The organism is Planomicrobium stackebrandtii (assembly GCF_030814955.1).
GTDB classification, from domain to species: Bacteria; Bacillota; Bacilli; order Bacillales_A; family Planococcaceae; genus Planococcus; species Planococcus stackebrandtii.
The window spans coordinates 85820-100780 of sequence record NZ_JAUSWB010000005.1; the positions used below are offsets into that span (position 1 = coordinate 85820).

10 protein-coding genes are annotated in these 14961 nt (G+C 46.8%); 9 read left to right on the top strand and 1 reads right to left on the bottom strand.

All coding sequences use genetic code 11. The features are described from left to right. Positions 1–14 precede the first annotated feature (14 nt). Positions 15–1274 carry a YeeE/YedE family protein gene (locus tag QOZ98_RS10160; protein WP_308787340.1) on the bottom strand — a complete coding sequence of 420 codons (1260 nt, stop codon included), beginning with the start codon at positions 1272–1274 and terminating at the stop codon, positions 15–17. A 393-nt stretch (positions 1275–1667) separates the two neighbouring features. Between QOZ98_RS10160 and mnmH the strand changes: the two genes are divergently transcribed. The 9 genes from mnmH to QOZ98_RS10205 all read left to right on the top strand — a co-directional run bounded on the left by mnmH (position 1668) and on the right by QOZ98_RS10205 (position 14849). Beyond that, positions 1668–2726, top strand: coding sequence for a tRNA 2-selenouridine(34) synthase MnmH (mnmH, locus tag QOZ98_RS10165; RefSeq protein WP_308787341.1), 1059 nt, complete (start codon positions 1668–1670; stop codon positions 2724–2726). 187 nt (positions 2727–2913) lie between these two features. Continuing rightward, entirely contained in the window at positions 2914–6069 is a 3156-nt protein-coding gene (locus QOZ98_RS10170) for a DEAD/DEAH box helicase (protein ID WP_308787342.1), read from the top strand. Positions 6070–6166: 97 nt separating this feature from the next. After that, entirely contained in the window at positions 6167–6781 is a 615-nt protein-coding gene (locus QOZ98_RS10175) for an NUDIX hydrolase (protein ID WP_308787343.1), read from the top strand. Between the two features lie 148 nt (positions 6782–6929). Then, positions 6930–8003 carry a branched-chain amino acid aminotransferase gene (locus QOZ98_RS10180; protein ID WP_308787344.1) on the top strand — a complete coding sequence of 358 codons (1074 nt, stop codon included), beginning with the start codon at positions 6930–6932 and terminating at the stop codon, positions 8001–8003. A gap of 390 nt (positions 8004–8393) precedes the next feature. Next, positions 8394–9599, top strand: a complete 1206-nt coding sequence (locus QOZ98_RS10185; RefSeq protein ID WP_308787616.1) for a multidrug effflux MFS transporter — start codon at positions 8394–8396, stop codon at positions 9597–9599. A gap of 148 nt (positions 9600–9747) precedes the next feature. Beyond that, a complete protein-coding gene (locus QOZ98_RS10190) occupies positions 9748–11175 on the top strand; it encodes an alkaline phosphatase (RefSeq protein ID WP_308787345.1) in 1428 nt (475 codons plus the stop codon). Between the two features lie 35 nt (positions 11176–11210). Further along, a complete protein-coding gene (locus QOZ98_RS10195; protein ID WP_308787346.1) occupies positions 11211–11855 on the top strand; it encodes a DUF4352 domain-containing protein in 645 nt (214 codons plus the stop codon). A gap of 273 nt (positions 11856–12128) precedes the next feature. Further along, entirely contained in the window at positions 12129–13130 is a 1002-nt protein-coding gene (locus tag QOZ98_RS10200) for a hypothetical protein (protein WP_308787347.1), read from the top strand. A 282-nt stretch (positions 13131–13412) separates the two neighbouring features. Beyond that, positions 13413–14849 (top strand): carbon starvation CstA family protein, encoded by a 1437-nt coding sequence (locus QOZ98_RS10205; RefSeq protein WP_308787348.1) that lies wholly within the window; start codon positions 13413–13415, stop codon positions 14847–14849. The last annotated feature ends 112 nt before the right edge of the window (positions 14850–14961 follow it).

The following is a 14961-nucleotide window of genomic DNA, read 5'->3' on the forward strand; positions in this document are numbered from 1 at the left end:
ATACGGTGTTTTTGTCAGCAAACCGAATCATTGGATTTCGGTACTGACAGTCCGAACAGTGGACGAAGATACAAAGCAACGAACGTTCCAGCCAAAGCCAAGATGCCCCAAATATAGCCGTGCAGGCTGAACGAAGCAATGCCGCCAAAATAAGCGCCGATGTTACAACCGAATGCCAGACGGGCACCATAGCCCATAAGCAAGCCGCCGATAACAGAAGCGAAGAAATTGCCCACTCGTACTTTGGTGAACTTGAACAAGCCGCCGGCTGCTGAAGCGACGAACGCCCCGATGATAACACCGAAGTTTAAAATCGTAGTAGAATCTGCAAAGATCGAAGACTCGAGCATGGCCGCATTGGCGCCTTGCCAATATCCCCAGCTTGCTACGTCAGCGCCGAACAACTCAGCGATTTTCGATCCCCAAAGAGCAAAGGCAGATGTAATGCCCCATGGTGTTCCACGAACCATTAATGTTAAAGCATTTAAAACGGCCAGGACAATCGCAGCTGCAAATAACGGCCATGAGCCGCGGAAAATCCGTCTCCATCCAGATGCAGACGGCACAGGCGCCATTTTTGGTGCACGTCTTTTTTTCTCGATAACCACGCTGATTAAGGCAATCAAACCGAAAATGACAATCGATACAAGCCAAGCGCCGCCATAGCCGAGTCCAGTAGACGTTGCCAATGAAATTGGTTCAAACGCCGGCATTTCTTCAGTCCAGAATGGCAGATGGTAAGCACCGATCGTCGTTCCGATGATGAAGAACAGCAAAGTAACAAACATAACGGTACGTCCGCCGCCAATTGCATACAAGGTGCCGGAAGCACAGCCGCCGCCAAGCTGCATGCCGATTCCGAAGATAAAGGCACCAACGACCAAGCTGACGCCAACCGGCGAAACATAGCCGGCAACTTCAGTTCCGAAGAACGAGTAGCCGTACGCCAAGATTGGCGCAAACAACGTTACGGCGACTGCCAGCATGAGCATATGCGAACGCATTGCCTGTCCGTTGCCGACAGAGGCAAGGCGCCGGAATGCTGAAGTAAAACCGAAGCGTGCGTGGAATAGGGTATAGCCGAGCAATAGTCCGATGATCAGCAGGATTGGCTGGGAAACGTGCTGAGTAGCCAGCAGATAAACCATCAATAAGGCTGCAACGGCCAGTCCGCCGACAATCAGTGAAACTTGCGGGCTGTTTAAAGCTGTATCTTTTCGTGCAACGGGGTCTTGTGCATCGTTGACCGGTTGAACTTTCGTAATTGAAGTCATGAAACCATCCTTTTCTTAGTGAGTTAGTCGGGAATACTCCGTTATCATAATGCTTGAGCCTTTCGGTGTCAAAAGAAAGTGCTTCAGAACCTTGATTTCTGGGCTTTTTTGAAAGTGAAAAGCTCTTTGGAGAAAATTAAATACTGTATATGTTGTACTAAAGAAAACAGCTTTTCCCCCTCGTCTTGACCCTGGACGCGCAGGCGCTAAAAGAAGGAGCAAATCAGCAGGCGAAAATCATCAGTTCAAAATATATAGAAATAACTTTGACTGGCAAAATGGAAAAGAGAAAGTGAGCACTTCCTATAGATAAGCACTAAAAAACGAAAAGCGTTCGGGATGGGTGTATACTTAGAAAATAGTTAAAACAAGTGCGTGTTTGGAGGAAAATGGATGTTCACTGATATTACAGTAAAAGAATTGATTCCTTTAAGTGAAAAGAAAAAGATGGTGCTGATCGATGTCAGGTCGCCATCCGAATTTCAAAATTTCTCGATTCCCGAGAGCATCAATATTCCATTTTTTGATGATGCAGAACGTGCCGAGATTGGCACTCTTTATAAACAGGCAAATGTAGAAGCAGCCAAAGTGCGCGGCCTTGAAATTATATCCGCTAAGCTGCCCGAATTTGTTCGGCAGTTTAAACAGATTGAAGGCAATAAAACAGTGTTTTGCTGGCGCGGCGGCATGCGCAGCCGAACAACAGCCACGCTGTTGTCGCTGATGGACGTTCACGTCAACCGGCTGGAAGGCGGGATCCGTGAATACCGCAGATGGGTCATTAATCAGCTTGAGCAGCCGGAAGCTCCTTTTAAAGCTTATGTATTGAACGGCTTAACCGGAACAGGCAAAACAAGAATTTTAAAAGCATTGGAAAAACAGGGCTACCCTGTTATCGATTTGGAGGGGCTGGCCAATCACAAAGGATCGATTTTCGGCCATATCGGCGTGGAGCCGAACAACCAAAAAAAATTCGACTCGCTGTTTGTTCAGCAATTCCGTGAACTCCAAAAGGCGCCGTTCGTGCTGTTTGAAGCGGAAAGTGCGCGGATTGGCAAAGTGGTCATCCCCAATTGGGTGACGGAACTGAAAGCCAACAGCGTCCAGCTTATTATTGATATGCCGATGGAAGAACGAATCAAAGAAATTATCGAAGATTACCGTCCCGTGGAATACCAGGCCGAATGCATCGCTGCTTTCCAACGGATCAAAACACGGATGCCGCAAGATATTTCAAAACAGATCGAATCGGATCTGGAAACCGGTGAATTCGACTCTGCCGTGCGCTTGCTGCTGGAGTATTATTACGATTCCCGGTACAAGCATACCGGCCTTCAATACCCGGATCAGCAAAAAAAGGTGCTGCAGGTCCAAAACTTGGAAGAAGCCATCGAAGCGATCAAAAGACAGATTCCGGAGATTGAGAAGTCTCCGGCAGGCAACGTGGGTTGAACGGAAAAAATCATTTTCATGTACAGAAATTCCCTTCAACTTCGTGTTGAAGGGATTTTCTTTCGTCAGCGTTAATGAGCGAGTAGCGAAGTTGATTAGCTGCACGCAGTCAGAGATAATGGAAGGAACCGATAAACCCGACTCCACCGTTTCCAGGATTCAGCCATCTTAGAAAGGAACTGCTCTTATGAACTTTTCACTTAATGAAACAAAAATAAAAAAATTATGCGGGCAGGCTGCTTACAAAAAAGGCCGTGCTTTTATTCAGGCCGGCAAAATCCGACTGATGCCGGATGCCAATGAAGACCGGCTGATCAAAGGCATCATCACCGGGCGCAATGAATTCCATGTCAGCGTCAGGCAGGAATCCGATGGGGAAATCCTGGCTTCCTGCAGCTGTCCACCGGTCGGTTTTGTAAAGACTTATTGCCATCATATTGCCGGTGTTCTGCTGGCTATTGATGATATGCAGCAAAGCGAAAACCCTACTACCAAAATGCTGGATGTGTTTGCGCGGCAAACCGCAGGCACAAAAGGCAGGCGGCAGTATTTTGATAAGCGCCAAACGCTTCAAGTGGAATTCAGCATCCTCCCGGTCTCATTAGATGGAGCAGGCTATGTGTTCGGTCTGCGGCTTGCAGTTGGAACAGAGGAACTTGAAGCCATATGGAATATTGCCGACTTTTTGGCGGCCGTAAAGATGGAAGACCCTTATACAGAATCACCGGCTCTCCACTATTCACCGCAGGATCATCGCCTGCAGGAAGAAAACGAAAAGGTTCTTACTTACTTGGCAAAAACACGGATTACAGGGGCTGGAAATAGAGAAGAGCCAGACATGCTGGTCCTGGCTGCTTCAGATTGGGAGCGGCTGCTGCCATTGCTGCAGGCTTCACCTAACGTTAAGCTTGTCGGTGTGGGACGGGTTACGGAAGGCCTCCGCATTGAAAAAGAGCTGCCGCTGTCTTTTCATTTTGATCAAAACCGTTCGGGCGGCTTTCGGCTGGACGTTGAAGGGTTGGAGAGTGTGCTCATTCTGAAAGCATACGACATGGCTGTTGCAGACGGTGCCTTGGTCTATTTGGCTGAAGAAGATACCCGGCGCCTGGTGGAACTGAAGAAATTGCTGCTGGGATCCATTGATCAGCTGCTCATTCCGGCAGAGGACATGGACCATTTCATGGCTACGGTCGTTCCGGGGCTGGAGCGTTTAGGAAAAGTGCACATTGCCGAAGCTGTAGCCGAACGGCTGGTGGAAACCCCTCTTCGCGCCAAGCTGTATCTTGACCGCATCAAACACCGGCTGCTGGCCGGAGTGGAATTCCATTATGGCCATTTGGTCATCAATCCCTGTGAAGAACCGGAAGACGACTTCCGCCATTATCCAGGGATCCGCCGGCAACGCCAGCAGGAGCAGGAAATTCTGCGGATTATGAAAGACAGCGCCTTTATACAAACTGATGGCGGCTTCTATATGCAGGACGAGAAATTGGAATACCATTTCCTGTACCACGTTATTCCCGTACTGGAAGAGCTGATGCAGATTTACGCGACGACTGCCGTTAAGCTGCGTGTTCAAAAAAGTTACGGCGGTCCGAAAGTGAAAGTTGAAATTAGCGAGCGCACCGATTGGCTGGAGTTCCGCTTTGATCTTCAGGACGTTCCGGAGGCGGAAATCAAAAAGATTTTGAAAGCGTTAGAGGAAAAGCGGCCGTATTATCGGATCCCTAACGGTACGTTAATGTCGCTTGAGACCGCTGAATTCATGGAATTAAACGATTTCCTGCGTGAATTGGATGTTACTGCAGCTAATTTCGGACGTGAGGAAATCCGCGTGCCGCTGATCCACGGTCTGCATTTGGCAGCTTCGTTGGATGACGGGCAACTGCTCGATCCAGGTGCCAATTTTGCTCATTTGCTGCAAAACTTGACTCAACCGGACGAGCTGGCGACTGATATACCGGAAAGTCTGAATGGGGTGCTGCGTGATTACCAGGAGGCTGGTTTCCGCTGGCTCAAGTTGTTGGCCAAGTATAAATTCGGTGGAATTTTGGCTGATGACATGGGGCTCGGCAAAACCTTGCAAAGCATTGCCTTCATCGTTTCGGTGTTGCCGGAAGTTCGCAAACAGCAGCAGCCTGTGCTGGTAGTCGCCCCTTCATCGCTTGTCTACAACTGGCTGAATGAGCTGGAGAAGTTTGCACCCAGCGTGAAAGCCGGAATCATTGATGGCAATAAAAAACAACGAGCTTCATTGATTGAGAAAACACAAGGTTTGGATGTGGTCATCACTTCCTATCCATCGCTCCGCATGGATCAGGTGCTGTACCGGAACCACAGTTTCCACAGTTTGTTTTTGGACGAAGCACAAGCTTTTAAAAATCCAGTTACCCAAACGGCAAAAGCGGTCAAGGAAATTCAGGCGGATTACCGGTTCGCACTGACAGGCACGCCAATCGAAAATTCGCTGGATGAATTGTGGTCGATTTTCAATGTGGTGTTTCCGGAGCTGCTGCCGAATCGCCGGCTGTTCAGTGAAATGAGGCGCGACAGCATCAAGAAACGGGTGCGGCCGTTTATCCTTCGCCGCATCAAGGCGGATGTCTTGACCGAGCTGCCGGATAAAGTGGAGACAATGCATTTTTCGGAATTGCAAAAAGAACAGAAGAAATTATATGCGGCTTATTTAGCCGAATTAAAACAGGATGCGCTGAAGCACCTGAACAAAGACAGTTTTCAGAAAAACCGTATCCGGATTCTGGCAGGGCTGACGAGGCTGCGCCAATTATGCTGTCATCCCGCCCTGTTTGTCGAAGGCTACGAGGGCGGGTCCGCCAAGTTTGATCAGCTGATGGAACTTGTAGAGGAATGCCGCCTATCTGGCCGGCGTGTGCTGGTGTTTTCACAATTTACTCAAATGCTTGGCATCATCGGCCATCAATTGGCAAGAGAAGGCGTACCTTATTTTTATTTGGATGGCCAGACGCCGCCGATAGAGCGGGTGGACCTCTGCCGCCGTTTCAATGAAGGACAAGGAAATTTGTTTTTGATTTCCCTGAAAGCTGGCGGAACCGGTCTGAATTTGACCGGAGCCGATACAGTTATCTTATATGACCTTTGGTGGAATCCGGCGATCGAGCAGCAAGCCGCTGACCGGGCTCATCGCATGGGGCAGAAAAAAGAAGTCCAAGTCATTCGGCTCGTCGCCAAAGGCACCATTGAAGAAAAAATCAATGAACTGCAGATGAAAAAGAAGAACCTGATTGATGATGTGATCCAGTCAGGGGAAGAACCGCTGAAAGCGATGACAGCCGATGACATACGGGAAATTTTGACGATGTAGACAGCCTATCTCAGCTGCTGGACTGCAAATGGCTTCTTCCGAAAAGGAATTATTGCGCCGGGTTTGGTAAAATGGATGAAAGAGATGAGGTGCTTATATGGATCCGAAAAGCATGCTGGATAAAGTGAAAAACCGAATTCCCGATGTATTGGGAAACAAGGATTTTTCAAAATATGCAATTCTTCTGCCCTTAATTGAAAAAGACGGAGAAATTCATGTCCTCTTTGAAGTCCGCTCCTATGACTTAAGAAATCAGCCCGGTGAAATCTGTTTTCCTGGAGGCAGGATTGATTATAAGGACCAGACGGAAGAAGACACCGCAGTCCGGGAAACAATTGAGGAATTGGGGATAAGCAGAGCCGAAATTTCGGATATTTTTCCATTGGACTATATTGTTTCGCCTTTTGGCATGATCGTCTATACCTTTGCCGGCGTTATCGAGCGGGATGCCAAGTTTGTGCCCAATCCTCCGGAAGTCGACAGCATCTTTACGGTGCCATTGTCCTTTTTCCTGGAAAACGAGCCGAAAGTATACCGCATCAATTTTGATATCCAGCCGGAGGAAAGCTTTCCGTACGATTTGATTGCCGGAGGGGAAAATTACAATTGGCGGACGCGTCAAGTAGATGAACACTTCTACATTTATGAGGACAAAGTTATTTGGGGCCTTACCGCTAAAATTCTTGCACACTTTATTGAGATCATTCGCTGAATGGTCTTTTTGTTTTGGAAACGAAGGGGCCTTTTATCGCAATTTCGGAATTGTGGAACGGAGAAGCTTTTAAAGGATAGTAGGAACGTGTATAATTATTCACATTACTGATAATTAAAATTATTTCCACAAAAAAGGAGTCCTGACGATGACGACACATCAACTTGAAGTTATTGAGAACAACAGCAAAAAAGCAAAGCCGGTGAAAGACCAGGTGCCATTCGGGACGACGTTTACAGACCATATGTATATTTTGGAATATGAAACGCAAAAAGGCTGGTATGATCCAAAGATTGTTCCCTACGGACCAATTACGTTAGATCCGGCAGCGATGATTTTCCATTACGGCCAAACGGTCTTCGAAGGCATGAAAGCCTATCATACAGAAGATGGACGCATCTTGTTGTTCCGTCCGGAGAAAAACTTTGAGCGCCTGAACCTCTCAAGCGAGCGCCTGAGCATTCCGCCAATCGATGAAGAGCAGGCTTTGGAGCACTTGACGCAATTGATCAAGCTCGAAAAAGACTGGGTTCCGAAAACACCGGGAACTTCCCTGTATATCCGGCCTTATATTATTTCGACAGACGCCAACCTTGCAGTCGGACCATCTCAGACTTATAAATACATGGTCATCCTGTCGCCGGTAGGCTCTTATTTCCCAGGCGGCCTTCAGCCGGTTGTCATTCACGTGGAAGATAAGTTTACCCGCGCCGTAAAAGGCGGTACCGGTATGGCTAAAACAGCCGGTAACTATTCATCCGGCTATCAGGCGCAGGCCAATGCCAAGAAAGAAGGCAATGCGGATGTGCTGTGGCTGGATGGAGTTGAGAAAAAATACATTGAAGAAGTCGGCAGCATGAACATCTTCTTCAAAATTAACGGAGAAGTGGTAACGCCTGAGCTGAACGGCAGCATCTTAAAAGGCATTACCCGCATGTCCATTATCGAACTGCTGGGAACATGGGGAATTACCGTAACCGAAAAGCGCGTTTCGATTGATGAGCTGTACGAAGCATACGAAGCGGGCCACGTAGAGGAAGTTTTTGGAACCGGTACGGCCGCTGTCATTTCCCCAGTCGGAGAACTTAACTGGCAAGGCAAAAAGATGATCATCAACAACCATGAAATCGGTGAATTGTCGCAAAAACTATACGATACCATTACGGGCATCCAAACAGGGAAAATCGAAGATACGCTCGGTTGGACTGTGGAAGTAAAATAAAGAAAAATCAGCATGGCTAATCATTTGCTTGGGCCTGCGGCTGTCTGCTTATCCTTCAAGATAAGCAGACAGCCGCAGGTTTTTAGTTGTCTTATTGGAATTTAAGATCTAAAAATAGAGAAAAAAGAGAACATATTTAAAGAAATACAGGAGCTTTTATGTTATGTTAGAAAACGTTAATTTTACTGCAAAGAAGAACATCAAGTCTTAGGTGAATGGAATAAGTTGCACTAATTATTTTTAATGGGTATTGTTACGCGGTGGATATTTCGCAAATCGAATTAGATTTGAAGGCTTGAGTGCATTTCTTATGTGCGGCTCTTAGCCTGTCGCATCGGCCAAAGCTGGTTTCTTTAGTTCAACTTATATAGAAAAGAAGGTGTGAAAATATTGGAAAGCTCGACTGGTTTAAAACGCGTCCATTTTATTTTGCTGATGGGTGCTCTGACTTCTTTGATTCCGTTTACGATCGATATGTATTTGCCGGCTTTTCCAATTCTTGCAGACGTCTATGAAACCAATGCGACATCTGTTCAATTGAGTTTGACCGCTTGTTTGCTTGGACTCGCACTTGGCCAGTTGATCACGGGTGCACTTAGCGATGTGCAAGGAAGACGAAAGCCGCTATTGATTTCCCTGGTGGCTTACATCGTGGCATCGATTGCTTGTATATTTGCTCCGAACATCTACATATTTGTTCTTTTGCGTTTTGTGCAAGGTTTTGCAGCTTCTGGCGGATTGGTTATTTCCCGGGCAATTGTGCGGGATGTCAGCAATGGAGCAGAATTGACAAGATTATTTGCTTTGTTGATGGTTGTCAACAACCTCGTGCCGTTGCTGGCGCCTTCTGTCGGCAGTGGAGTCTTGCTGTTTGCAGACTGGAGAGGGATTTTCCTGGTGCTGACGGTTCTGGGGATTATTCTGCTGCTTGTTTCAGCTTTCCGCCTCAAGGAAAGCCTGCCGCCTGAAAAACGGGTGCCAAGCAATCTGAAGGCAACATTCAGCAATTTTGCAGGAATCTTAAAAAACCGCCAGTTTACAGGGTATGCGTTGGCGCAAGGCTTTCTGATCGGCGGCGTTTTCGCTTATGTGTCGGGTACTCCCTTCATCTATCAGAATGTGTACGGAGTATCACCGCAGACGTTCAGCCTGCTGTTTGGCATGAACGGCATCGGACTGATTATCGGCAGTTACGCTGTCGGCCGCTTCTCGTATGTCTGGTCTGAAAAACGGTTTTTGGAAACGGCACTCTATACTGCCACAACTGCCGGCGCCGTTTTATTGGCTGTGGTTTTACTGGATGGGCCATTATGGGCGGTCGTCATTCCTATCTTCTTTTTCATCACGTCCATCGGTGTGGTGGGGACCGCCGCTTTCACTCTTGCCATGGAAAGCCAAGGCCATGTAGCTGGAAGTGCTTCAGCATTGCTTGGCTTGCTGCCTTTCATTCTTGGAGCGGCAACTGCGCCATTAGTAGGGATTGCAGGAGAAGATACGGCAGTTCCAATGGGGCTGGTCATTTTCATCATGTGTTCCATTGCCTTGCTGGCTTATATATTTCTTGCGAAAAATACCACTCCATCAACTGCCAAGTGATCAAAAGCCCGGAATTTATTCTGGGCTTTTTGTATTGCGTAAAAATACCTGTTTTTGTCAGTTTACAAAAGCTAAACAAATTTCTCATCAACGCTTAACAATAGAACTCTACACTGAGCTTGTTCATCAAATGACTGGAGGGAAAAAAATGATACATAAAAACTTGAAATTGAAAGTACTTCCGATTGCTTTGGCTTCTGCAGTGGCTCTAACAGGCATCCATTCTTTTGCTCCATCAGCTGACGCGCATGCTCCCGGCAAGAACCAAGGGAAAGCACCCGAACATAGCCAGGGCAAAGGCAAAGGCGGCAAAAAAGACGAAGTGCAGAACGTCATTTTCCTGATTGGCGACGGAGTTGGGACTTCTTATACATCCGCTTACCGTTACTTAAAAGACGATGCTTCCACGAAAATGGTTGAAGACATGTCGTTTGATTCGTATTTGGTCGGACAGCAATCGACTTATCCGGAAGATCCTGCGCAAAACATCACGGATTCGGCTTCAGCTGCTACAGCAATGGCAGCCGGCATTAAAACCTATAACAATGCCATCGCCGTAGATAACGATGAAAGTGAAGTAAAAACAGTTCTTGAAGCAGCGAAAGAAAAAGGCAAGGCAACGGGCTTGGTTGCAAGTTCTGAAATTACACATGCGACTCCGGCATCTTTCGGGGCACACGACATTGCACGAAAAAACATGAATGCAATTGCAGATGACTATTATGACGAGTTGATCGATGGCGAACACAAAGTCGATGTTCTTCTGGGCGGGGGAGCCGATTTGTTTGAGCGGAGTGACCGTGACCTAACGGAGGAGTTCCAGAAAGACGGCTACAGCTATGTCACAGACCGTGACGAGTTGTTAAGCAACGATGACGAGCAAGTGCTTGGGTTGTTTGCACCGGCTGGTCTGCCGAAAATGATCGACCGTGACGACAGCACGCCATCATTGGCGGAAATGACGGAATCGGCCATTGACCGGTTATCGGAAGATGATGAAGGCTTCTTCCTGATGGTAGAAGGCAGCCAAGTTGACTGGGCAGGACATGACAACGACATCGTGGCTGCGATGAGCGAGATGGAGGATTACGACAAAGCATTCCAGGCAGCGATCAAGTTTGCAGAAGAAGACGGCAATACGCTTGTTGTTGCAACGGCTGACCATTCGACCGGCGGTTTTTCCATCGGCGCTGACGGCATCTACAACTGGTTCGGAGAGCCGATCAAAGCGGCAAAACGTACACCCGATTTCATGGCTGAACAAATCGTCGGCGGCGCCGGCGTGGAAGAAACTTTGGCTGAGTATATTGATCTTGACCTGACAACTGAAGAAATTGATGCTGTGAAAAAAGCAGCAGAGGGCGGCGAGTACACAGCCATCGACAATTCCATCGAGAAGATTTTCGATAAACGGTCGCATACCGGCTGGACAACTGGCGGCCACACAGGAGAAGATGTGCCCGTTTACGCCTATGGTCCAGCAAGCGATAAGTTCGAAGGACAGCTCGACAACACTGACCACGCACAAATCATTTTTGATTTACTAAAAGCAAAAGTGGAAATAGACGATAAGTAAGACAGCATAAAACAGCAGTGAAATGAGGGACTGACGTGAAAAAAGCTCTTTATTTATTGGCGCTCTCTGCTTTCTTGCTTGGAGGGTGTTCGGAACAGGCAGATTCGACCGTGGTGGCTTCAGCCGCTTCCGATCAAAATGATATTCCGGAGTATTACGAAGACTACGTACTAAGCCCGCAAGTGACGGATGACCGCTTGCTGCAGCAAGCCGGCCAAAAAGAGCGGGATGCTAAAGGAGAAGCTGCGGTCAAAGCGGTGAACATGGACGAGGAAACCTATGAGGTGGGTCCTGTTGAGCTGACTGTAGAAGAATCAAAAATTCTTCAGCTAAAGCCCGATTACAGCCTGATTGATTTTTTCCATTCTTATACGCATGACCAGGAGTTTGAAGTCGTGAAAATGTTCGTGGAAATTACGAATACTTCGAATGAACCTCTGCATTTTGCGCCAGTGGCCTTATTGGAAACTGCTGCAGAGGAACTGAAGATTTGGGAAGATGATATTTACCTGGAAGAACTGAACGGCGAACTTGCGGCCGGCGAAACAAAGCGGGGCAATATCGGATTTATTGTTGAAGAAGGCAGCTTTGACTCGATGACGATCACCACAAGTGATGTCTATGACACCGAGGACAACAAAATAGCAGAAGCATTGGAGTTCGACAAAGCTTTCGAATAACCAGCAGCTGAAGCTCGGCAGGTTCATTGACATGAGCCTGCTTTTTTTCGTTTCTAAACAAATTGCAATATAAATATCAGAATAATTAGATAAATAAAACGAATTCTATTTTTAAAATAGAAATTACGTTGTATGATAAATGCAGCAGAAAAAGAACAGAACACGTTCGGGAAAAACGAATCGTCCATTGCTTATTGGGGCAGCGATCAGGCGAAGAAGAGCCAGCAAAAGGCGGCGGGCAGTTTTAGGTATTCGTAGAGGGAGGATTTTTCCATGAAGCTGATTGAACTGTATGTAAAGGAAGTGATGAGAAGGCTACCTGAAAAAAAACGGGGCGAAGTTGAGGCGGAACTGAGGTCGATGATTGGAGCGAGGCTGCCGAAAGATTACTCGGAACAGGACGTCAAAAACATTCTTTCCGAACTGGGCCACCCCGCTGTTCTGGCCAGCAGCTATGCCGAACGTCCACTGTATTTGATTGGTCCCAGGTATTATGATTTATATCTTCAGTTGCTGAAGCTTATTCTTCCGATTGCCATAGCGGTGGCCACCATTATTATCCTAATTGTCACGATAGTGTCAGGCGCAGGAGAAGAACCGGTCTTCACCATCATTGGAGATTTAGTTGGAGGCATCATTTCTGGAATCATCAACACGGTGATTCAGGCTGTATTCTGGTTGACGCTGGTGCTGGCAATTGTGGAGCGGGCTGAGCATTCAAAATCACAAAGGCCGCTTGCACTGAATTTCGAAGAATGGACACCGGATAGCTTGAGGGAGTTTTCCGACCGGCCGCATATCTCGAAAGATAAAAAAATTCCAAGGAGCCAAATATTCGGCAGCCTGATCTGGACAGCAATCTGGACGACGGTGTACTTTAATGCAGACAAGCTGCTCGGGATTTACCAGGAAGGGCAGCAGGGGGGACTGGAGTTTACGACGCCCATCTTCAATCAGGAAGTATTGGTCTCCTATTGGCCTTTGATCATCCTGGTCGTGGTGCTCGAGATCACTTTGGCGGCCTATCAATGGCGTGCCGTACAATGGACCAACAAATTGGCGTTGTTCAACACCTTTGTTCAGCTCACATCCGTGCTGATTTTTGTATTGGTCTTCACCAATTCCAATCTGATTAATCAGGCCTTTCGCCAAGGAGTTGAGAATGTTTTCGGCGGGCCATCCGCTCTCAATTGGCTGATTGGCAGCATAGTGGCAGTCGTAATAATTTCTTCGGCAATTGACGCCATACAGGGAATACGAAAAGCAAGAATTTGAAAAAAATCACCGGCGCACGGGAGAAACTTTCCCTGTGCGCTTTTTGATAGGTCAAAAAACGGTTAAAGAATAATATTTTATTAGCTGTTTCTTCTAAAATACTATTCAAAGTTTGTGAAAAAATTCATATATAGGTACATGAAATTAGTGAAACTGGTTTGTTGTGAATTGCTATAGTTATTTTACAGTATATTTGTTTTTTTCTAAATATTATGTTTATATATTGAAAAAACATGTTATCATAATTTATACATTCAACACGACATCAGGAGGAAACGCCATATGATTACTTTTTTCGCTGCCTTAATTTTACTTATTCTAGGTTATGTATTTTATTCAAAATTTATCGAGCGTGTATTTGGAGTCGATGACAACACGCTGACCCCGGCTTATTCCAAAACAGACACATTGGATTTTGTGCCGATGAGCTGGTGGAAAGGCAACCTGATTCAATTATTGAATATTGCCGGCCTTGGACCGATATACGGAGCAGTTGCCGGAGCTTTGTATGGTCCTGTTGCATTTGTCTGGATCGTCTTTGGCTGTATTTTTGCCGGAGGGGTGCATGATTACTTTTCGGGAGTCATGTCCATGCGCCACGGAGGTGCACAGTTCCCGACCTTGGTAGGGAAATACTTGGGCAAGAACGCCAAAGTATTTATCAACGGCTTGTCGCTGGTTTTGATGCTGCTTGTGACTGCAGCTTTTACTGCAGGCCCTGCACAATTGATTGCGCAAATTACGCCGCTTAATTTTATGACAGCTTTAGTTATTATTTTCTTCTATTTTATTTTGGCGACTATTTTGCCGATCAACAAAGTGATTGGCCGAATTTATCCCCTGTTAGGCGCAATTTTATTATTTATGGCGGTTGCAGTGGCGGTTGCTTTGGTGTTTTCCGGAAAACCGATGCCAAACCTGACGTTTGCCAACCTGCATCCAGGGGATCTGCCGATTTGGCCATTATTGATGGTGACCATTTCATGCGGCGCGATTTCAGGGTTTCATAGCACGCAAAGCCCCATCATTGCACGGACGATGAAAAAAGAGACAGACGGCCGCAAGATTTTTTACGGAGCCATGATCATCGAAGGCATCATCGCCTTAATCTGGGCAGCAGCCGGCATGACTTTCTTCAACGGCACGGATGGACTGGGAGCGGCACTTGCTGCTGGTGGCCCATCTGGCGTTGTCAATGAAATCTCGATTTCCTTGCTGGGTACGATGGGCGGATTGCTGGCCATCTTCGGGGTAATTATCCTGCCAATTACAACAGGTGACACCGCACTTCGTTCGTCACGGATGATCCTGACAGATATCCTCGCGAAATTCGTTAACATGGAAGGCAAAGTAAAAGTTTTGCTGGTAACCATTCCGCTGGCGATTCCAACGTTCTATATGGCGACTATCGACTACACGTTCCTGTGGAGATATGTTGGCTGGACCAATCAGCTGGTGGCAACATTCATGCTATGGACGGCAGCTGTCTACCTGTTGAAGAACTTTAAATTCCACTGGGTGGCCGGAGTTCCTGCAATCTTCATGACTGCAGTCGTATCCATGTACATCTTCTACGCACCAGAAGGATTGAATATGGATTACCAGATTTCCGCCATTATCGGAGCCTGCATCACATTGGTAGTACTGCTGTGGTATGTAGCGCAAATTTTGAAATACAGAAGCTTAAAGCAGCTGCAGGCAGATTATCGCCCGCTATAAAAGACCGCGCAATCCCGCTTGGTAAAACCTGGCGGGATTGTTTTTGTGAAAAGCAACAGATTGAGTGGAAATAGGATAATTTTACAGTATAGTTAAATTAACTAATATTTTC

What these genes read in the sequence shown, in the direction of transcription:
- QOZ98_RS10160 (WP_308787340.1), bottom strand. Translation starts at nt 1,274, where the DNA reads ATGACTTCAATTACGAAAGTTCAACCGGTCAACGATGCACAAGACCCC.
- mnmH (WP_308787341.1), top strand. Translation starts at nt 1,668, where the DNA reads ATGTTCACTGATATTACAGTAAAAGAATTGATTCCTTTAAGTGAAAAG.
- QOZ98_RS10170 (WP_308787342.1), top strand. Translation starts at nt 2,914, where the DNA reads ATGAACTTTTCACTTAATGAAACAAAAATAAAAAAATTATGCGGGCAG.
- QOZ98_RS10175 (WP_308787343.1), top strand. Translation starts at nt 6,167, where the DNA reads ATGGATCCGAAAAGCATGCTGGATAAAGTGAAAAACCGAATTCCCGAT.
- QOZ98_RS10180 (WP_308787344.1), top strand. Translation starts at nt 6,930, where the DNA reads ATGACGACACATCAACTTGAAGTTATTGAGAACAACAGCAAAAAAGCA.
- QOZ98_RS10190 (WP_308787345.1), top strand. Translation starts at nt 9,748, where the DNA reads ATGATACATAAAAACTTGAAATTGAAAGTACTTCCGATTGCTTTGGCT.
- QOZ98_RS10200 (WP_308787347.1), top strand. Translation starts at nt 12,129, where the DNA reads ATGAAGCTGATTGAACTGTATGTAAAGGAAGTGATGAGAAGGCTACCT.
- QOZ98_RS10205 (WP_308787348.1), top strand. Translation starts at nt 13,413, where the DNA reads ATGATTACTTTTTTCGCTGCCTTAATTTTACTTATTCTAGGTTATGTA.